This is a genomic window from Pseudomonas sp. HUK17, from assembly GCF_001566765.1.
In genome coordinates, this window is sequence record NZ_LSMW01000005.1 from 221,413 (window position 1) to 241,041 (window position 19,629).

Sequence of the window (19,629 nt, forward strand, 5' to 3'; positions counted from 1 at the left end):
ACACAATGAGAGAAACTCACATCAGCCGCTATCAGACTAGCGGCTTCACCCTCATCGAAGTGATGATCGTGGTGGCCATCGTCGGCATCCTGGCCGCCATTGCCTATCCGTCCTATATGGAACACATCCGCAAGGGCAATCGGGCCGATGCGGAGGCGACGCTTATGCAACTGTCGCAATTCATGGAACGCTATTACACGGGGACGGGGCGTTACTCCAAGACAGCCAATAGGACAGACGTACCGGACAATCCGGCTCCGCCCTACCCCACTGGAACTCCGTACACCTTCAGCATCAGCGTGGGTGACGCCGGAGCGTCCTACACCGCCACGGCGACGCGGAATAGCTCGGGGGTAATGGCCAACGATAAGTGTGGGGATCTGAAGCTTACCAACACGGGCAAGAAGGACCAGACCGGCACCGGTGCCACCACCGCCGACTGCTGGCGCCGCTAGGGCGCCAGCGACGTCCTATACCGCCTTTACCCTGAGCTCCCGCGGCAGGGTGAAGGTGATGTTCTCCGGCTCGCCTTCCAGCTCGACCTTGCCAGTGGCGCCCCAGCTCTGCAGCTGGTCGATGACGCCGCGTACCAGGACTTCAGGGGCCGAAGCACCGGCGGTGACGCCGATGCGTTGCACGCCTTCGAACCAGCTCTGCTGCATATCCTCGGCGCCATCGATGAGATAAGCCGGGGTGCCCAGGCGTTCGGCGAGTTCGCGCAGGCGGTTGGAGTTGGAGCTGGTGGGGCTGCCCACCACCAGTACCACGTCGCTTTCCAGCGCCAGGGTCTTCACGGCGTCCTGGCGGTTGGTGGTGGCGTAGCAGATGTCGTTCTTGCGCGGGCCGTTGATCTGGGGAAACTTGGCGCGCAAGGCGTCGATCACCTTGCGGGTGTCGTCCATCGACAGGGTGGTCTGGGAGACGTAGAACAGGGCGTCGGGGTTGCGCACCTCGAGCTTTGCCACGTCTTCCTCGTCTTCCACCAGGTAGATGGCACCGCCGGCACGATCGTCGTACTGGCCCATGGTGCCCTCCACTTCCGGGTGCCCAGCGTGGCCGATGAGGATGCACTCCTGGCCGTCGCGGCTGTAGCGCGCGACTTCCATGTGCACCTTGGTCACCAGCGGGCAGGTGGCGTCGAACACCTTCAGACCACGCTCGGCGGCCTCGCGGCGCACGGCCTGGGAGACGCCATGGGCGCTGAAGATAAGGATGACGTCATCCGGCACGTCGGCCACGTCTTCGACGAAGACGGCGCCACGGGCGCGCAGGTTGTCGACCACGAACTTGTTGTGCACCACTTCGTGACGCACATAGATGGGCGGGCCGAAAACGTCCAGCGCCCGGTCGACGATGTCGATGGCGCGGTCCACGCCGGCGCAGAAGCCGCGGGGATTGGCGAGCTTGATCTGCATAGGCTCCTCTGCCCGCTTCACGGGCGGCGTTGGATCAATGGGAGACGGCAGGCTCGATGGCCAGGATTTCCACGTCGAAGGTCAGCACACGGCCGGCCAGCGGGTGGTTGAAGTCGATGATCACCTGCTCGTCGTCGTAGCTCTTGACCACGCCAGGCATCTCGCCACCGGCGGCATCGCTGAAGATGATCAGCAGGCCGGGCGACAGCTCCATGTCACTGAAGTCGTCCCGCGCCATGGTCTGCAGGTTGCCGTCGTTGGGCTGGCCGAAGCCGCGCTCGGGCGGAATGGTCAGGCTGGTCTTGGTACCGGCCTCTAGGCCGAACAGCGCCTGCTCGAAGCCGGGCAACAGATTGCCATCGCCGACGGTGAAGGTGGCTGGCGCCTTGTCGAAGGTGCTGTCCACCACATCGCCGTTCTGCAGCTTGATGGCGAAATGCAGGGTGACCCGGGTATCCGGGCCGATGGTGATCTCAGCCATGGGCTTCCTCGGGCTTCTTCTTGCGGAACATGTCCAGGGCCAGCATCACGGCACCCACGGTGATGGCGCTGTCGGCCAGGTTGAAGGCGGGGTAGTACCACTCCTGGCGCCAGTGCACCAGGATGAAGTCGATGACGTGGCCCAGGACCAGGCGGTCATAGAGATTGCCCAGCGCGCCACCGAGGATCAGCGCCAGGGCGATGGCGGTCCAGGTGTCGTTGCGCAGGCGCTTGAGCCAGACCACCAGGACCACGCTCACCACCGCGGCGATGCCGGCGAAGAACCAGCGCTGCCAACCGGAGTGATCGGCCAGGAAGCTGAAGGCGGCGCCCGGGTTGTAGGCCAGGGTCCAGCTGAGGATGTCCGGAATCACCGGTACCTGCTGGTAGAGCGACAGGTTGGCCTGGAAGTAGAGCTTGGTCAGCTGATCCAGCAGGATCACCAGCACACTCAGGGCCAACCAGGGCAAGGCACCGAAACGCGAGGCGTCACGCATGCTCGCGCACCTCGCCGGCACCGTAGACATTGGTCACGCAGCGCTCGCAGATCTCCGGGTGCGCGGCATCCTGGCCGACGCTGTGGCTGTGGTGCCAGCAGCGGGCGCACTTGGGGGCCTCGGACTTGCGGACCACCAGCTTGAGGCCGCTCAGTTCGCTGGCCACGGCGCCTTCGGGAGCCTTTTCCAGCGGCTGGACAGCGGCCTGGGACGAGATCAGCACGAATCTGAGTTCGTTGCCCAGGGCTTCCAGCACGGTCTGCAGGGCGCTGTCGGCGTAGAGGGTGATCTCCGCCTGCAGGCTGCCGCCCAGGGTCTTGGCGGCGCGCTGGTTCTCCAGCTCCTTGTTGACCGCGGCCTTGACCGCCATCACCTGATCCCAGTAGGCACGATCCAGGGTCGCACCCTCGGGCAGGGCGAAGAGGCCGTCGTACCAGGTGGTCAGCATCACCGACTCTTCCCGCTCGCCCGGCAGGTACTGCCAGATCTCGTCGGCGGTAAAGGACAGGATGGGCGCGATCCAGCGCACCAGGGCCTCGGCGATCAGATACAGCGCGGTCTGGCAGGAGCGGCGCGGCAGGCTGTCGGCCCCGGTGGTGTACTGGCGGTCCTTGATGATGTCGAGGTAGAAGCCGCCCAGCTCCTGCACGCAGAAGTTGTGCACCTTCTGGTAGACGTTGAGGAAGCGGTACTCGGCGTAGGCCTGCTCGATTTCCTGTTGCAGCAGCAGCGCACGATCCACCGCCCAGCGATCCAGGTCGATCATGTCTTCGGGAGCGACCCGATTCACCGCCGGATCGAAGCCGGAGAGGTTGGAGAGCAGGAAGCGCGCGGTGTTGCGGATACGGCGATAGGAGTCGGCGCTGCGCTGCAGGATCTGGTCGGAGACCGCCATCTCGCCGGTGTAGTCGGTGGAGGCGACCCAGAGGCGCAGGATGTCGGCGCCCAGGCTGTCGATGACCTTTTGCGGGGCGACCACGTTGCCCAGCGACTTGGATTGCTTGCGGCCCTGCTCGTCCACGGTGAAGCCGTGGGTCAGCAGTTCCTTGTAGGGCGCGTGGCCGTCGATGGCGCAACCGGTCAGCAGCGAGGAGTGGAACCAGCCACGGTGCTGGTCAGAGCCCTCAAGGTAGAGATCGGCCGCCGGACCCTGCTGGTGCGCCAGTTCGGCATGGGAGCCGCGCAGCACGTGCCAGTGGGTGGTACCCGAGTCGAACCAGACGTCAAGGGTGTCGCGGCTCTTGTCGTACTGGCTGGCTTCTTCGCCAAGCAGTTCGACCGGATCGAGCTTGAACCAGGCTTCGATGCCTTCACGCTCGACGCGCTGGGCGACCTCCTCCATCAGCTCGACGGTGCGCGGGTGCAGCTCGCCGCTTTCCTTGTGGGTGAAGAAGGGAATCGGCACACCCCAGTTGCGCTGGCGCGAGATGCACCAGTCGGGCCGGCCGGCGATCATGCCGTGCAGCCGCGCCTGGCCCCAGGCCGGGACGAACTGGGTCTGCTCGATGGCCGCCAGGGAGCGCTCGCGCAAGGTAGCGCCTTCGTTGGGCTGCTTGTCCATGCCGACGAACCACTGGGCGGTGGCGCGATAGATCAGCGGGGTCTTGTGCCGCCAGCAATGCATGTAGCTGTGATTGATCGCCTCGTGCTTGAGCAGTGCACCCGCCTCTTCCAGCGCGGCGACGATGGCCGGATTGGCCTTCCAGATGAACTGGCCACCAAACAGCGGCAGCGACTCGGCGTAGACGCCATTGCTCTGCACCGGATTGAGGATGTCGTCGTTGCTCAGGCCGTACTGCTTGCAGATACGGAAGTCATCTTCGCCGTAGGCAGGCGAGCAGTGCACGATGCCCGTACCGGCGCCCAGTTCGACGTATTCGGCCAGGTAGATGGGCGACAGCCGCTCGTACAGCGGGTGGCGGAAGTTGATCAGTTCCAGGGCGGTACCCGGGGCAGTGGCGATCACCTCGCCCTGCAGGCCGTAGCGCGCCAGGCAGCTTTCCACCAGCTCCTCGGCCAGCAGCAGCAGGCGATCGCCGACGTCCACCAGCGCATAGGTGAACTCGGGATGTACGTTGAGCGCCTGGTTGGCCGGGATGGTCCAGGGGGTGGTGGTCCAGATGACGATGGCGGTGGGCTTGGCCAGCGCGCCGAGGCCGAAGGCGGCCGCCAGCTTGTCGGCATCGGCGACCGGGAAGGCCACGTCGATGGCGTCGGAACGCTTGTCCTGGTACTCCACCTCGGCCTCGGCCAGGGCCGAGCCGCAGTCGAAGCAGAAGTTGACCGGTTTGAGGCCCTTGAAGACGAAGCCCTTCTTGACCAGTTCGCTCAGGGCACGGATCTCGCCGGCCTCGTTGGCGAAGTTCATGGTCAGGTAGGGATTGCTCCAGTCACCCAGTACGCCCAGGCGGACGAAGCCGGCCTTCTGCTCTTCGATCTGCTCGCTGGCATAGGCGCGGCAGCGCTCGCGGGTCAGGTCCGCCGGCTGATTCTTGCCGAAGGTGGTCTCCACCTTGTGCTCGATGGGCAGGCCATGGCAGTCCCAGCCCGGCACATAGGGGGCATCGAAGCCGGCCAGGGTCTTGGACCGGGTGATGATGTCCTTGAGGATCTTGTTCAGCGCATGACCGATGTGGATGCTGCCGTTGGCATAGGGCGGACCGTCATGCAGGATGAAGGTCGGCCGGCCCTTGCCGATGGCGCGCAGCTTCCCGTACAGGTCGATGTCCTGCCAGCGCTTGAGCGCTTCCGGCTCGCGCTGCGGCAGGCCGGCTTTCATCGGGAATGCCGTTTCCGGCAGATTGAGCGTCGCTTTGTAATCGGTCATGTCAGTCCAGGCTCGTTGACGGTTGCCCCTGCCAGTAGGCGCGGGCCGTGGCGACGTCCGCTTCGATCGCCGCCTTGAGGGCCTCCAGAGAGGCGAATTTCTGTTCGTCGCGGACCTTCTGTACGAAGGTCACGCTGAGGTGGCGGCCATAGAGGTCGCCGGCAAAGTCCAGCAGATGGATCTCCAGGTGCGGACGACCATCGCCCTGCACCGTCGGCCGCTGGCCGATGTTGGCCACGCCTGGCACCACCCGCCCATCGATCAAGCTGCTGACCAGATAGACGCCGCGCAGCGGCGGCCGGCGCCGCTTGAGCTGGACGTTGGCGGTGGGCCAACCCAGCTGACGCGCCAGCTTCTGGCCATGCAACACCCGCCCCGAAAGGCTGTAGGGTCGTCCCAGCATGCGTGCGGCCAGGGCCAGATCGCCATCGGCCAGGGCCTGGCGGATCAAGGTACTGCTCACCCGCAGGCCATCCAGCTCGACGGTGGTGGCAGCTTCCAGGGTGAAACCGTGGTCGCGAGCGGCCAGATTCAGGTAGGTGAAGTCGCCGGCACGGTCGCAGCCGAAACGGAAGTCGTCACCGATCTCCAGGTGCTTCACCCCCAGGCCGTCCACCAGCACCTGCTGGACGAAGGCCTCGGCGGACAACTCGCGCAGCCGCCGATTGAAATTCAGGCAGAGCACGTTGTCGACGCCCAGGCGCGCGAAGCATTCCAGCTTCTCGCGCAGGCGGGTCAAGCGCACCGGCGCGATGTCAGGCAGGAAGAATTCGCGGGGCTGCGGTTCGAAGATCACCACGCAACTGGGCACCCCGAGCTCCGCCGCCCGCTCACGCAGCCGCGCGAGGATGGCCTGGTGCCCCAGGTGAACCCCGTCGAAGTTGCCGATGGTGGCAACGCAGCCCTTGGGAAAGGCGTCGAGATGATGGAGACCGCGAAACAGCTGCATGGGTAGGGATTGCTCAGAAATTAATCGATTATATCTGGATGCCCGCCGCGAGGACAGGCGCACACCCGGCCATGTGCAATCACAGCACCGCCCGCCGATTGAAGTCGCGCAGGCGGAAACCGAGCAGGAACAGGCTGGCGAAATAGGCCAGTACGCCCGCCGCGACTAGGCCGCCCAGACGCAGCAGGCGCTGCCACATCAGCCCTTCGCTCCAACTGGGCAGCAGCTGCATCAGGCCGAACAGGACGGCGCTCATCACCGCCACCGCGATCAGCAGTCGCAGCAGGAAGCCCGTCCAGCCGGCCTGGGGAATGAACAGGTTATGGCGGCGCAACTGCCAGAATAAAAGGCCGGCGTTGAGACAGGCCGCCAGACCTATTGCCAAGGCCAGGCCGACGTGCTGCAGCGGCCCGATCAGGATCAGGTTGAGCACCTGGGTCACCGCCAGGGTGAAGATGGCGATCTTTACCGGCGTCTTGATGTTCTGCTGGGCATAGAAGCCCGGCGCCAGCACCTTGACCAGGATGATGCCGAGCAGTCCCACGGCATAGGCAACCAGCGCCCGCTGGGTCATCAGGGCGTCATGGGCATCGAAGCGACCGTACTGGAACAGCGAGACGGTCAGCGGCTCGGACAGCAGCGCCAGGGCCGCGGAACAGGGCAGCACCAGCAGGAAGCACAGCCGCAGGCCCCAGTCGAGCAGCCGCGAGTATTCCTGGCGATCGGCCTTGGCATAGGTCCGTGACAGCGCCGGCAACAGGATGGTCCCCAGGGCCACGCCGAGCACCCCCGAGGGCAATTCCATGAGGCGATCGGCGTAGTACATCCAGGACACCGAGCCGGCGGCCAGGAAGGAGGCGAAGATGGTGTTGATGATCAGCGAGATCTGGCTGACCGAGACCCCGAGGATCGCCGGCCCCATCTGTTTCATGACCCGCCAGACACCGGCGTCGCGCAGATTCAGCCGCGGCAGCACCAGCATGCCGATGCGCTTGAGGTGCGGCAGCTGATAGAGGAACTGCGCCAGGCCACCCACCAGGGTCGCCCAGGCCAGCGCCATGATCGGCGGATCGAAATAGGGCGTCAGGAACAGCGCGAAGATGATCATGCTGATGTTGAGCAGGGTCGGCACGAAGGCCGGTACGCTGAACCTGTTCCAGGTGTTGAGCACGGCGCCGGCCAGGGAGGCCAGGGAGATCAGCAGGATGTAGGGAAAGGTCACCCGCAGCAGATCGGACGTCAGGGCGAACTTTTCCGGGGTATCAGCAAAGCCCGGCGCGGTGATCCAGATCACCAGGGGCGCGGCCAGCATGCCCAGCACCGTGACCACCGCCAGCACCAGGGTCAGCAGGCCGCTGACATAGGCCAGGAAGGTGCGGGTGGCCTCCTCGCCCTGCTGGGCCTTGTATTCGGCCAGGATGGGTACGAAGGCCTGGGAGAAGGCGCCCTCGGCGAAGATACGCCGCAAGAGATTGGGCAGCTTGAAGGCGACGAAAAAGGCATCGGTGGCCATGCCGGCGCCAAAGGTGCGGGCGACGATGGTGTCGCGCACGAAACCCAGCACGCGGGACAGCATGGTCATGGAGCTGACGGCGGCCAGGGACTTGAGCAGATTCATGACTGAGAGAGCACTCGGTGAACGCAGCGGGAGGTGACGAAAGATGCGCGTGAGCGCAGTCGCGCGATGGGCACAAGCGATCGAGTGTAACGACGCACTTCATCGGCGACCAGCCGGATATCCATCCAGACAGCCTTGACAGCCGCCGCCAGGGGCGTCAAGATTCGCGACCTTAATTTAGCTCTGTACTCGCTACAGAGTTCGCTCTGTACCCAATACAGTCTTTTTCGAAGGAGCTCCACGGTGGCTAACTCCCCCTCCGCCAAAAAACGCGCCAAACAGGCTGAGAAGCGTCGCAGCCACAATGCGAGCCTGCGCTCCATGGTGCGCACCTACATCAAGAACGTCGTCAAGGCGATCGACGCCAAGGACCTGGAAAAAGCCAAGTCCGCCTATATCGCTGCCGTTCCGGTCATCGACCGCATGGCCGACAAGGGCATCATCGACAAGAACAAGGCCGCTCGCCACAAGAGCCGCCTGAACGCTCACATCAAGGCCCTGGCTACCCCCGCCGCCGCCTGATCAGCGTTCGAATAAAAAACCGGCCTCGGCCGGTTTTTTATTGCCTGCGATTTGAGAACACAACGCCTCCGAAGAGGCGCCAGGATCGACGATCGTCAGACCAGGACCAGATTGTCCCGATGGATCAGTTCGGGCTCGTAGACGTAACCCAACTCGACGACGATGGCATCCGAAGGTCTTCCCAGGATGCGTCGCGCCTCGGTCGCACTGTAGTTGACCAGACCACGCGCCACTTCGCGCCCATCCGGACCGACGCAGGCGACCATCTCGCCACGCCGAAAGCTGCCCTCCAACTCCCGCACACCCACCGGCAGCAGACTACGATGCCCGCCCACCAGGGCCTGCACCGCACCGGCGTCCAGGCGCAGGGTGCCACGCACCTGCAAATGCCCGGCCAGCCACTGCTTGCGCGCCGCCACCAGGCCGCGCTCGGGTGACAGCAGGGTGCCCAGCTGCTCGCCCTGCTGCAGGCGACTGAGCACCTGCTGGATACGGCCACCGACGATGACGGTATAGGCACCGGAGCGCGCCGCGAGACGAGCCGCGCGCAGCTTGGTCTGCATGCCGCCACGCCCCAGGGCGCCGCCGGTACCGCCAGCGACCAGATCCAGAGCCGGATCGTCGGCGCGCGCCTCGCTGATGAGGCTGGCGTCGGGGTTGTTGCGCGGATCGGCGTCGAACATGCCATCGCGATCGGTGAGGATGACCAGCAGATCGGCCTCGACCAGATTGGCCACCAGGGCAGCCAGGGTGTCGTTGTCGCCAAAGCGGATCTCGTCGGTCACGACGGTATCGTTCTCGTTGATCACCGGCACCACACCCAGGCTCACCAGGGTGCGCAGGGTGCTGCGGGCATTGAGATAGCGCTTGCGATCGGACAGGTCGTCATGGGTGAGCAGGATCTGCGCGGTCTGCACCTGATGCTCGGCGAAACTGGATTCCCAGGCCTGCACCAGCCCCATCTGCCCCACCGCCGCCGCGGCCTGCAACTCGTTGATGGCGGTCGGGCGCTGCGCCCAGCCGAGCCGACTCATACCAGCCGCCACCGCCCCCGAAGAGACCAGCACCAGCTCGATGCCGGCCTGGTGCAGCGCCACCATCTGCTCGACCCAGCCGGCCATGGCCCCGCCGTCCAGGCAACGACCGTCGTCGGTCAGCAGGGCACTACCGATCTTCACCACCCAGCGCTGGGCGCCAGACACCTGATCACGCATGGGCAAGCTCCTTTCTTACCGTACGTAGAAGATTTCCGGACCGTCGCCGTCGTCTTCGTCATCGAAGTCGTCATCGGCATCGTCCACTGCCTTGACTCCGGCACGACGCAGCGCACGCTGGTCGTCCAGCGCCTGCAGCCGCGCCCGCGCCTCGTCCTCGATGCGCTGATCGAGTTCTTCCAGCGCCTCGGCATAGGCCGGATCCTCGGCAAGACGTAGGGTACGCTCGTCGAGGTACTGCATGATCGCCTGACAGAGCTGCTCGGTGCCTTCCCGCTCCAGGGCGGAGATGACGAAGACCGGACCCTGCCAGTCCAACCGCTCGACCACCGCCTTGAGGCGCTCTTCGCGCTCGTCATCGAGCAGTTGGTCGGCCTTGTTCAGCACCAGCCAGCGATCACGCTCGCCCAGCGCCGGGCTGAACTTGGTCAGCTCGTTGATGATGGTCTCGGCAGCCTCGGCCGGATCGCTCTCGTCCAGGGGCGCCATGTCGACGAGGTGCAGCAGCAGGCGGGTGCGCGCCAGGTGCTTGAGGAAACGAATCCCCAGGCCCGCGCCTTCCGAAGCGCCTTCGATCAGCCCCGGAATGTCGGCGACCACGAAGCTCTTGAAACGCCCGACGCTGACCACGCCTAGGTTCGGCACCAGGGTGGTGAAGGGATAGTCCGCCACCTTGGGCTTGGCGGCCGACACCGCACGGATGAAGGTGCTCTTGCCGGCATTGGGCAGGCCGAGCAGACCGATGTCCGCCAGCACCTTGAGCTCCAGCTTGAGGTCGCGCTCTTCACCGGGCTTGCCGGGGGTGGTCTGCCGCGGCGCGCGATTGGTACTGGACTTGAACCGGGTGTTGCCCAGGCCGTGCCAGCCGCCTTGGACGACACGGATGCGCTGACCGGGCTGGGTCAGGTCACCAATGATTTCCTGGGTCGCCGCATCGATCACCGTGGTGCCCACGGGAACCGGCAGCACCAGGTCTTCACCCTTGGCGCCGGTGCACTCGGTGCTCCCGCCCTTCTCACCGTTCTGCGCGGTGAAACGCCGGGTGTAACGGTAATCGACCAGGGTGTTCAGGTTGATGTCGGCTTCGAGCCAGATCGACCCGCCATCACCGCCATCACCGCCATTGGGGCCACCCTTCTCGATGAATTTCTCCCGGCGGAAACTCATCATGCCGTTGCCGCCGTCACCCGCTTTTACGTGTATGGATACTTCATCGACGAATTTCATCTGGACCTCCCGCGCTCGCGGGCCGCTGCAAACAAGGAAATAGCTTAACTACAAGGGAAATAGCTTAACTACAAACGAAAAAGCCCCGTCGGGTAGACAGGGCTTTTCTTTCGTCACGGGCCTTAGGCGGCGGCGACGATGCTCACGTAACGACGGCCGAAGGCGCCCTTCACGTCGAACTTGATCACGCCGTCCACTTTCGCGAACAGGGTGTGATCCTTGCCAAGGCCCACGCCGTAACCGGCATGGTACTGGGTGCCGCGCTGACGCACGATGATGTTACCGGCCTTGACGACCTGGCCGCCGTACAGCTTCACGCCAAGGCGTTTGCTTTCGGAATCGCGACCGTTACGAGTAGAACCACCCGCTTTTTTGTGTGCCATGAGTCAATTCTCCGTTAGAGGCGAGATCAGGCCTGGATGCCAGTGATCTTGATTTCAGTGAACCACTGACGGTGGCCCTGACGCTTCATGTGATGCTTACGACGACGGAATTTGATGATGGTGACCTTGTCGTGACGGCCCTGGGCGGTCACTTCGGCGGTCACTTTGGCACCATCAACGACCGGCAGACCGATCTTGACGTCGTCACCGTTGCCAACCAGCAGAACCTGGTCGAAGGTGACGGTTTCACCGGTGGCGATGTCGAGCTTCTCGACCTTCAGGTACTCGCCTTCGGCGACCTTGTATTGCTTGCCACCGGTAACGATAACTGCGTAGGACATGGTAAATCTCCGTTAAACCTGCTCACCCGGTGCTTTATAAGAGGTATCGTCGACCGGCATGGCTGCACGGGACCGGAAGGAGCGCCGCGCAATTGCGTAAGACAGGGGGTTAACCCTAGGAATGTTCAGGGCCCGCGATTCTACGCAAGCCAAGGCCCGGAGGCAAGAGCCGCCCGCCCGCGCCTTGACAGTCCCCCACCCCACCCCTAGCATGCCGCGCAACCTCGTTCAGCGGCCATGCCGGGCCGGTGCCCAACCGAATCGGCAGGAGCGGCGAGCCGCGGGAGCGCGATGGCAATCCCTGGGCATGGCACTGGTGCCGGTCCCTAGGGCATAGTCTGGCGGTCATGCGCCATCCGGCCGCCTGAATATTGCCCGGACCTCCAGTGGACACCTCTCAATGACGCAGCAATCCCAGTCCTTCTATCGCGTGGTGACGGACGATTTCGCCGCCGTAGACGGCATCATCCGCCAGCAGCTGACCTCGCGCGTGCCGCTGGTCGAGAAGATTGGCGACTACATCGTCTCCGCCGGCGGCAAACGCCTGCGTCCGCTGCTGGTGCTGCTGGCCGGCAAGGCCCTCGGGCGCGCCGACCACGATCTGCAGTTGCTGGCGGCGACCATCGAATTCCTGCACACCTCCACCCTGCTGCACGACGATGTCGTCGATGCCTCAGGTATGCGCCGCGGCCGTTCCACCGCCAACGCCCTCTGGGGCAATGCCCCCAGCGTGCTGGTCGGCGATTTCCTCTATGCCCGCTCCTTCGAGATGATGGTGGCGCTGGGCTCCATGGAGGTGATGCGCATCATCTCCCAGGCGACCCGCGTCATCGCCGAAGGCGAGGTACTGCAGCTGTCGAAGATCCGTGACGCCAGCACCACCGAAGATATCTACATGGAGGTCATCCGCGGCAAGACCGCCATGCTCTTCGAAGCCTCCACCCACAGCGCGGCGATCCTAGCCGGCGCCAACGCCGAGCAGGCCGAAGCCCTGCGCCGCTATGGCGATCACCTGGGCGTGGCCTTCCAACTGGTCGATGACCTGCTCGACTACCAGGGCGACGCCGTGGCCCTGGGCAAGAACGTCGGTGACGACCTCGCCGAGGGCAAGCCGACCCTGCCGCTGATCGTGACCATGCGCGAAGGCACTGCCGAACAGGCGGCGCTGGTGCGCCAGGCGATCCGCCAGGGCGGCAGCCAGGACCTGGAAAGCGTGCGTGCCGCCGTCGAAGCCGCCGGCGCCCTCGACTACACGGCGCGCAAGGCGCAGGAATTCGCCGAGCGGGCCATCGCCTGCCTGGACGCCCTGCCCGCCAGCGAATATCGCGACGCCCTGGCCGAACTGGGTCGCTTCTCGGTGGCCCGGACTCACTGACGCTTGCGCCGACCGATCGAGCCCGCCGTCGCCAGACCGCGGGCTTTTTCATGTCCGACCAAAAAAGTCAGGTAATCCCTTGCTATTTATTGAATAAGAATTATTCTCATAAATAGCACAGCAGGAGCCTTCCCATGACTTATCTGATCGACGCCTGGCTGGACCGGCCTCATCCCTATCTGCGCATCCTCAATCGGGAAACCGGCAAGGTTTGCGCGGAGTTGGACGAGACGGCCCTGGAAGAACTCAAGGACCTGGGCGAGCTGGATCTGCACAGCCTCACTTCCAGCGAACCGCGGGTGGTGAAGGAGCAGATCCGCCAGGTCTTCCTGTTCAGCTACGCCTTGGCACTGCGCCCGGAAAACGAGGCGCTACGCCTGGACTGCTAGCGTTAGAGAACGTCGAGCAACTCGACGTCGAACACCAGCACGCTGTGCGGCGGGATGCCGCCGACGCCTTGGGCGCCATAGGCCAGTTCGCTGGGCACATGCAGGCGCCACTTGCTACCGGCGGACATCAGTTGCAGGGCTTCGGTCCAGCCGGCGATCACGCCGCCGACCGGAAACTCGGCCGGCTGGCCGCGCTGGTAGGAGCTGTCGAACACGCTGCCGTCGATGAGGGTGCCATGGTAGTGGGTGCGTACCTGGTCTTCGCGAGTTGGCGTAGCGCCCTCACCTTGGGTGAGCACTTCATATTGCAGACCGGATGGCAGCACCACGACGCCAGGGCGCTCGGCGTTGGCCTTCAGGTAGTCGACGCCTTCCTGGGCCGCTGCGGCGGCCTTGGCCTGGGCTTCCGCCTGCATGCGCTCGCGGATGACGCGGAAGCTGGCATTCAGCGACTCGACGTCCACCCGGGAATCCTGGCCATCGAAGGCTTCGGTCAGGCCCGCAAGCACGGCAGCCAGTTGCATGCCGGGGACCGGATTCTGGCGCAGCTGATCGCCCAGCTGGCGGCCGATGCCATAGCTGACGCGGGCTTCGTCGGTGTCGAGCAGGATGTCGTTCATAGCAGCCTTTCCATCGTGAAAAAGGAGCCGAGCCTAGCACATCAGGGACTCGACTCGCCGCCGCCCAGGCTGCCACGCTGCCGGCGACAGCGCTCGGAGCAGTAGCGCACCTCGTCCCAGTTGCGCTCCCACTTCTTGCGCCAGGTGAAGGGCCGCTGGCAGACCGGACAGAGCTTGGTGGGCAGGTCACCCTTCTTCATAGGGATTCTCCCGCGTCGAGACGCGTCAGCAGGGCCTCGCCACGCTGCCAGAGGGCCTGCTGACGCTCGGGGGCCTGGCGGTCGAGATTGCGATAGAGATTGAGCATGCGCGGATACTGGGCGAACCGCTCGCGATGGCGGATCAGGAAGTGCCAGTAGAGGGCGTTGAAGGGACAGGCACTGTCGCCCAGCGCTTCCGTGATCTGGTAGTTGCAGCCCTTGCAGTAGTCGGACTGGCGACGGATGTACTGGCCGCTGGCGCAATAGGGCTTGCTCGCCAGATAGCCACCGTCCGCATGCATCACCATGGCCTGGGTATTGGGCAGCTCGACCCACTCGAAGGCATCCAGGTAGACCGCCAGATACCACTCGCCAATGGCCTGGGGCGCGATACCGGCCAGCAGGGCGAAATTGCCGGTGACCATCAACCGCTGGATATGGTGGGCGTAGCCCAGCGCCAGGGTCTGGCCGATGGCCTGGCGCATGCAGGCCATGTCAGTGGCTCCGGTCCAGTAGAAGTCCGGTAGCGCCCGGGTATTGCCGAGTACGTTGAGCTCGCGGTACTCGGGCATGCGCAGCCAGTAGACGCCATGGACATACTCCCGCCAGCCGATCAGCTGGCGCAGGAAGCCCTCGGCACTGTTGAGCGGCACCCTCCCCTCACGATAAGCGGCATCCACCTCCGCGCAGAGCTGGCGCAGGTCCAGCAGCCCGATATTGAGCGCCGCACTGATCCGGGCGTGATGCAGATAGGGCTCGCCGCGGGCCATGGCGTCCTGGTAGGTACCGAAGTCGCGCAGCCCTGCATCCAGGAAGTGCCGCCAGAGGCGCTCGGCATCCGCGCGGGTCACTGGATGGTCGAAGCCGTCGAGCCGGCCATAGTGGTGAGCGAAGCGCTGCCCGACCAGCTCGAGCACTTCTTGGGTACAGGCATCGGGCGGACAGCTGAAGGGCTCGGGAACAGGATGGCCCCTGGGCAGCGCCTTGCGATTGTCCTTGTCCAGATTCCAGACGCCACCGCAAGGCTCGTCTGGTCCCTCCATCAGCCAGCCGTGGCGCCTGCGCATGCCGCGGTAGAAGGCCTCCATGCGCAATTCGGTGCGGGTTCCGGCCCAGCGGGCGAAGGCGGCGCGACTGCAGAGAAATCGGTCGTCGCCGTGCCAGCGCACAGGCACTGCCAGATCGAGCCCGTGCAGCGCCTGCTCCAGTCGCCATTCGCCGGTCTCGGTCAGATGGACCTCGTGCGCGCCCGACGCCCTGACCCAGCAGGCGATCTCGGCCGGCAGCGAGCCCTGGTTGTCCGGGTCGTCCAGGGTACGGTAGTGGACCTGGAAGCCACGCGCGCGCATCTCGATGGCGAAATGGCGCATGGCACTGAAGATCAGGGCGATCTTGCGCGGATGGTGAGGCACATAGCTGGCCTCGCTCATGACCTCGGCGAGCAGCAAGACGTCCTGCGCGGGATCGGCGTCGCGCAGGGACGCCAGCTGGGGCGACAGCTGATCGCCGAAGACCGGTAGCAGGCGCCGGACGGCGCCCTTGCTCAAGAGGCGTTCCGGTAGTTCAGCGGGATCTTCAGCGGCTCCGTCGAGCGTGGCGCCATGCCGACCATCTCGTCGTAGGCGCTGTGCTGGATGAGAAAGCACGGCAGTGCCGGCAGATCGGCCAGCAGGCGGCGGGCCTGGGCGGCCGAGCCCAGGCGGTAGAAGTGCCCGTCCCGTCCAGTCAGCCGCGTGCGACCGTCCTGGGTGAGCACCTCGAGCACATAGAAGCCGCCCTCGATGGACAGCAGGTTAAGTTCACGGACCTCGCCGGCCTGGGCGCGCTGGGTCAATTCCGGCAATTGCATGGGAACCTCCGGGTCGAGATCGACATCCGGGATGACGTCGATTGGCAGCTGTGAGCATTCGACAACCTAGGACAGGCAAGCGCAACGGCGCAATCCACAAAGCGTAAGCGAAAGATGCCGACGGCGGACGAGTGGCCGCTCTGCCGGTCAGTGCTTGGTCAGCCGATCCAGGTAACCCATGGCGAAGGCCGAGACCACGAACACCAGGTGAATGATCACGTACCACTTGAGATATTCGGGATTGGTGTTCTGGGCATCCATGAAGATGCGCAGCAGGTGGATCGAGGAGATGGCGACAATAGAGGCGGCCACCTTGTTCTTGAGCGACCCCGAATCCATCTTGCCCAGCCAGCTGAGCTTTTCCGACCCTTCGTCGATGTCCAGCTGGGACACGAAGTTCTCATAGCCGGAGATCATCACCATGACCAGCAGACCACCCACGAGCGCCATATCGATGAGCGACAGCACCAGCAGGATCAGCTCGGCTTCGGTGGATTCGAAGATATGCGGCAGGACGTGGAAGACTTCCTGAAAGAACTTGAGCGCCAGCAGAACCAGCGCCAACGACAATCCCAGATAGATGGGCGCCAGCAGCCAGCGGGAGGCGTAAAGGGCTTTTTCGATCAGACGTTCCATGCAGACTCGCTCGGTTTACCAGGGCCGGGCGAGTATACCGGGGCGTTGCGGACGGACCAATGCGGCAGGTTGTACCGTCGCTCAGGCGTCGGGACCGACCTGGAAGCGGACCTGCTGATGGGCGCGTTCGCCATTCATCTTGCGCAGTTCACTCTGCATGTGCAGGCGCCAGATCTGGGTCTCTTCGACCTGAATATAGCCCTGTTCGACCAGGTTCTCGGCGATGGCGGTCATGACGCCTTCGGCCGCCTTGGGCCCGTGGAAAGGCCCCTGGGCCTTGATGGCGGTGGGCTGCTGGCCATTGAGGCCGGCAGCGCACAGCAGGGTCCAGAGGCCCTGTTCCTGACCGAGCGGCTTGATTTCGCATTCGATACGGGTGACGAGGCCCAGGCAGGGACGGATCAGGGTAATGGTGCGGGACATGGCGTCATCCTCTCGAAGCGCTCAATGCTCGCCGGTCCTAGGCCAGAGGTATCCACAAAGGCTGTGGACAACCCTGTTGGTCAACAGGGGGCAAGCGGGTCTGGGCGCCGTGCTACTTGGGCTGCGACGCCTTGTACAAAATCCGACCTGCCCCCTGGACCTCAGTTCTCCTCCGCTTCGTTGTTTTTCCCTTTTGCCTTGGAGTTATCACTGAGTTTGTCGGCCAGTTCATCTTCCAGTTCGAGCTCGGCGATTTCCTTGAGACGCTGTACCACGCGCGCATTGACGCTGCCGTCGGGGAAGCGGCCCTTGGCATCGGGCGCCCCGGCGGGCTCGCCCACCAGCAGCGACAGGGCCTCGTCCGCCTGACGTACGGCATAGACATGGAACAGCCCTTCACGGACCGCTTCCAACACGGTTTCGTCGAGCATCAAGTTGGTGACATTGGCGCGCGGGATGATCACGCCCTGCTCGCCGGTCAGGCCGCGGGCCTGGCAGAGGCGGAAGAAACCTTCGATCTTCTCGTTCACGCCGCCGACCGGCTGGACCTCGCCGAACTGGTTGATGGAGCCGGTGATGGCGAAACACTGCTTGAGCGGGGTGCGCGACAGCGCGGAGATCAGGGTACAGGCCTCGCCCAGGGAGGCACTGTCGCCATCGACGTAGCCATAGGACTGTTCCAGGGCGATGCTGGCCGAGATCGACAGGGGGAATTCCTGGGCATAGCGACTCCCCAGGTAGCCGGTCAGGATCATCACCCCCTTGGAGTGGATCGGCTGGCCCAGGCTGACCTCACGCTCGATGTCGAGGATGCCGCTGGCACCCGGGTAGACGGTGGCCGAGATGCGCGCCGGCATGCCAAAGGCGGAATCGGCCACTTCCAGCACCGTCAGGCCGTTGCACTTGCCCACTGCGGCGCCCTGGGTGTCGATGAGGATGAGCCCGGTGAGCATGTCGTCCAGCACCCGGGCACAGACGCGTCCAGTGCGGGTTTCCTTGGCCTTGAGCGCGCGCTCGACATGGCCCTTGTCGGTGCGCTCGTCCCCGGCCAGATGGCGGATGAAATCGGCTTCGCTGACCAGTTGGAACAGATCGCCGATACGCGCTGACAGCCGCCCCTGGTGCTCGGCCAACCGGGCACTGTAGGTGGCCAGACGGGCCACGGCCGCCGAGGTCAGGGGCGCCATGCCCTCTTCCGAGGTGCGCGTCTTGAGCAGCTGGGCGAACTGCTCCAGGCTCTCGTCACGCAGCGGCAGTTCTTCGTCGAAGTCCACCAGCACCCGGAACATCTCCTGGAAGTCCGAATCCAGCTCCTGCAGGGTGTAGTAGATGTTGCGCGAGCCGATGATGATGACCTTGAGCTGCAGCGGGATCTGCTGGGGCGCCAGGCTCATGGCGGTGAGGCGCCCCAGCTCGGCCAGTGGCGATTCCATCTTCAGCTGGCGCGAATGCAGGGCACGCTTGAGCGCGTCCCAGACGAAGGGCTCGGTCAACAGCTTGTCGGCTTCGACGATGAGGAAGCCGCCATTGGCACGATGCAAGGCGCCCGGGCGCAGCTGGCGATAGTTGGTGTAGAGCGCGCCCTGATCGGATTGGTACTCGATGCGACCGAAGAGATTGTCGTAGGTAGGGTGGGACTCGAACACCACGGGTGCACCGCCGGTGACGTGGTGGCCGATGATCAGATTGGGCTCGTACTGCTCGCGCAATTCCTTGCGCCGCTGCATGTCGGGCTTGGCGTCGTCGGCCAGTTGCTCGACCACCGTCTTGAGTAGATCCACCTGCATGGCCTGCAGATAGGCGCAGACCCCGGGGTTGTCGTTGTACTTCTCCGACAAGGGCGCCAGCAGCGGCTGCAGGGCCTGGATGATGGTGTCCTCGTTCAGCGCCCGCAGCTGGTTGCTCGACTCGCGCCGCCATTGCGGCAGGCTGGACAGTTCTTCGTTGAGGCGTTCTTCGAGGCTGGAGATATCGGCGTGGAAGCGCTCGCGCTCGGCCTCGGGCAACTGGGCGAAGTCGGCCTCATCCAGCGCCTTGCCGTCCTTCATGGGGGTGAAGGCGACATTGTTGGCGTCGCGGTAGAGGGCGATCTCCTTTTCCAGGGCGAGCTTTTCTACCACGTCCAGGGCCTGGTCGTAGCGCTGGTTGAAGGCACGCTCGATGGCGTTCTTCTTCTGCTGGAACGCCGGGTGTTCGAACACCGCCGGAAAGGTGGCCAGCAGGTTGTCGATGAAATGGGCCATGTCGGCCACGAAGGCCTCGCCCTCGCCAGGTGGCAGTTCCAGGGCTCCCGGTGCGCGCGGCTCTTCGAAGTGATTCAGGTACACCCAGTCGTTGGGCGTCGGCTGCCGCTTGGCCTCGGCCTTGAGATAGCGTTGCACGAAGGAGAAGCGACCGGTGCCCGGCTCGCCCATGACAAAGACGTTGTAGCCGGGCCGCGGCATGGCCACCCCGAACTGCAGGGCTTCAACCGCGCGCTCCTGGCCCAGGATGCCGCGGAAGGGTTCGAGCTGATCGGTATCGGCAAAGGAGAATTGTTCGGGAGCGAAGGGGCGGGTCAGCTCATCGGGAGCGAGCCGGAGACCGGCCGCGACGGGATCGTGCATCGTAAGTCCTTGTCAGGCATGCAAGCAGTGTCCGCATTCTGCGACCGGGATGACAGCG

The 19,629-nt window shown here is 64.6% G+C and carries 21 protein-coding genes; 4 read left to right on the forward strand and 17 right to left on the reverse strand.

The features are described 5' to 3' along the window. Positions 1–5: 5 nt before the first annotated feature. Positions 6–455, forward strand: a complete 450-nt coding sequence (locus tag AX284_RS12050; protein ID WP_082731498.1) for a type IV pilin protein — start codon at positions 6–8, stop codon at positions 453–455. A gap of 15 nt (positions 456–470) precedes the next feature. Here AX284_RS12050 and ispH read toward each other — a convergent pair whose 3' ends face one another. From ispH to murJ, 6 genes are all read right to left on the reverse strand, one after another. Further along, positions 471–1,415: a 4-hydroxy-3-methylbut-2-enyl diphosphate reductase gene (gene ispH / locus AX284_RS03090; protein WP_017640850.1), complete on the reverse strand. Its 945-nt coding sequence runs from the start codon at positions 1,413–1,415 to the stop codon at positions 471–473. A gap of 34 nt (positions 1,416–1,449) precedes the next feature. Beyond that, positions 1,450–1,896: an FKBP-type peptidyl-prolyl cis-trans isomerase gene (locus tag AX284_RS03095; RefSeq protein WP_007160800.1), complete on the reverse strand. Its 447-nt coding sequence runs from the start codon at positions 1,894–1,896 to the stop codon at positions 1,450–1,452. Next, on the reverse strand, positions 1,889–2,392 hold the full coding sequence (gene lspA, locus AX284_RS03100) for a signal peptidase II (protein ID WP_017640851.1): 504 nt from the start codon (positions 2,390–2,392) through the stop codon (positions 1,889–1,891). The genes AX284_RS03095 and lspA overlap by 8 nt, the downstream gene beginning before the upstream one ends. Then, complete coding sequence (ileS, locus tag AX284_RS03105) at positions 2,385–5,219, reverse strand: isoleucine--tRNA ligase (protein WP_017640852.1); 2,835 nt, start codon at positions 5,217–5,219, stop codon at positions 2,385–2,387. Before ileS ends, lspA begins: the two co-directional genes overlap by 8 nt. 1 nt (position 5,220) lies before the next feature. Then, entirely contained in the window at positions 5,221–6,168 is a 948-nt protein-coding gene (gene ribF / locus AX284_RS03110) for a bifunctional riboflavin kinase/FAD synthetase (RefSeq protein ID WP_017640853.1), read from the reverse strand. A gap of 79 nt (positions 6,169–6,247) precedes the next feature. Then, the gene (gene murJ / locus AX284_RS03115; protein ID WP_068383523.1) at positions 6,248–7,786 is read right to left on the reverse strand and encodes a murein biosynthesis integral membrane protein MurJ; all 1,539 of its coding nucleotides are present in this window, start codon (positions 7,784–7,786) and stop codon (positions 6,248–6,250) included. Between the two features lie 243 nt (positions 7,787–8,029). Here murJ and rpsT point away from each other — a divergent pair, with 243 nt between their 5' ends. Beyond that, the gene (rpsT, locus tag AX284_RS03120; protein ID WP_017640855.1) at positions 8,030–8,308 is read left to right on the forward strand and encodes a 30S ribosomal protein S20; all 279 of its coding nucleotides are present in this window, start codon (positions 8,030–8,032) and stop codon (positions 8,306–8,308) included. 95 nt (positions 8,309–8,403) lie between these two features. Here rpsT and proB read toward each other — a convergent pair whose 3' ends face one another. The 4 genes from proB to rplU form a co-directional block, all read right to left on the reverse strand. Beyond that, the gene (gene proB, locus AX284_RS03125; RefSeq protein WP_017640856.1) at positions 8,404–9,522 is read right to left on the reverse strand and encodes a glutamate 5-kinase; all 1,119 of its coding nucleotides are present in this window, start codon (positions 9,520–9,522) and stop codon (positions 8,404–8,406) included. 15 nt (positions 9,523–9,537) lie between these two features. Beyond that, complete coding sequence (gene cgtA / locus AX284_RS03130; RefSeq protein ID WP_068383524.1) at positions 9,538–10,749, reverse strand: Obg family GTPase CgtA; 1,212 nt, start codon at positions 10,747–10,749, stop codon at positions 9,538–9,540. 122 nt (positions 10,750–10,871) lie between these two features. After that, positions 10,872–11,132 (reverse strand): 50S ribosomal protein L27, encoded by a 261-nt coding sequence (gene rpmA, locus AX284_RS03135; RefSeq protein WP_007160792.1) that lies wholly within the window; start codon positions 11,130–11,132, stop codon positions 10,872–10,874. 26 nt (positions 11,133–11,158) lie between these two features. After that, the gene (gene rplU, locus AX284_RS03140) at positions 11,159–11,473 is read right to left on the reverse strand and encodes a 50S ribosomal protein L21 (protein ID WP_007160791.1); all 315 of its coding nucleotides are present in this window, start codon (positions 11,471–11,473) and stop codon (positions 11,159–11,161) included. Positions 11,474–11,873: 400 nt separating this feature from the next. Here rplU and AX284_RS03145 point away from each other — a divergent pair, with 400 nt between their 5' ends. Together AX284_RS03145 and AX284_RS03150 are read left to right on the forward strand one after the other, a co-directional pair. Then, on the forward strand, positions 11,874–12,848 hold the full coding sequence (locus AX284_RS03145) for a polyprenyl synthetase family protein (RefSeq protein WP_068383526.1): 975 nt from the start codon (positions 11,874–11,876) through the stop codon (positions 12,846–12,848). 134 nt (positions 12,849–12,982) lie between these two features. Further along, a complete protein-coding gene (locus tag AX284_RS03150; protein WP_017640860.1) occupies positions 12,983–13,237 on the forward strand; it encodes a PA4570 family protein in 255 nt (84 codons plus the stop codon). Positions 13,238–13,239: 2 nt separating this feature from the next. Here the strand turns inward: AX284_RS03150 and AX284_RS03155 are convergent, their stop codons facing one another. The 7 genes from AX284_RS03155 to AX284_RS03180 form a co-directional block, all read right to left on the reverse strand. Further along, entirely contained in the window at positions 13,240–13,857 is a 618-nt protein-coding gene (locus AX284_RS03155) for an FKBP-type peptidyl-prolyl cis-trans isomerase (protein WP_068383534.1), read from the reverse strand. Positions 13,858–13,898: 41 nt separating this feature from the next. After that, positions 13,899–14,057 (reverse strand): DUF2256 domain-containing protein, encoded by a 159-nt coding sequence (locus AX284_RS11670; protein ID WP_082731499.1) that lies wholly within the window; start codon positions 14,055–14,057, stop codon positions 13,899–13,901. Next, complete coding sequence (locus tag AX284_RS03160; protein WP_068383536.1) at positions 14,054–15,604, reverse strand: cryptochrome/photolyase family protein; 1,551 nt, start codon at positions 15,602–15,604, stop codon at positions 14,054–14,056. The genes AX284_RS11670 and AX284_RS03160 overlap by 4 nt, the downstream gene beginning before the upstream one ends. Then, the gene (locus tag AX284_RS03165) at positions 15,601–15,906 is read right to left on the reverse strand and encodes a DUF6482 family protein (protein WP_017640864.1); all 306 of its coding nucleotides are present in this window, start codon (positions 15,904–15,906) and stop codon (positions 15,601–15,603) included. The genes AX284_RS03160 and AX284_RS03165 overlap by 4 nt, the downstream gene beginning before the upstream one ends. A gap of 147 nt (positions 15,907–16,053) precedes the next feature. Next, on the reverse strand, positions 16,054–16,542 hold the full coding sequence (locus AX284_RS03170) for a TIGR00645 family protein (protein ID WP_017640865.1): 489 nt from the start codon (positions 16,540–16,542) through the stop codon (positions 16,054–16,056). An 81-nt stretch (positions 16,543–16,623) separates the two neighbouring features. After that, positions 16,624–16,965, reverse strand: coding sequence for a PA4575 family protein (locus AX284_RS03175; RefSeq protein ID WP_007160783.1), 342 nt, complete (start codon positions 16,963–16,965; stop codon positions 16,624–16,626). Between the two features lie 161 nt (positions 16,966–17,126). Next, positions 17,127–19,571: a Lon protease family protein gene (locus AX284_RS03180; RefSeq protein WP_017640866.1), complete on the reverse strand. Its 2,445-nt coding sequence runs from the start codon at positions 19,569–19,571 to the stop codon at positions 17,127–17,129. Positions 19,572–19,629 lie beyond the last annotated feature (58 nt).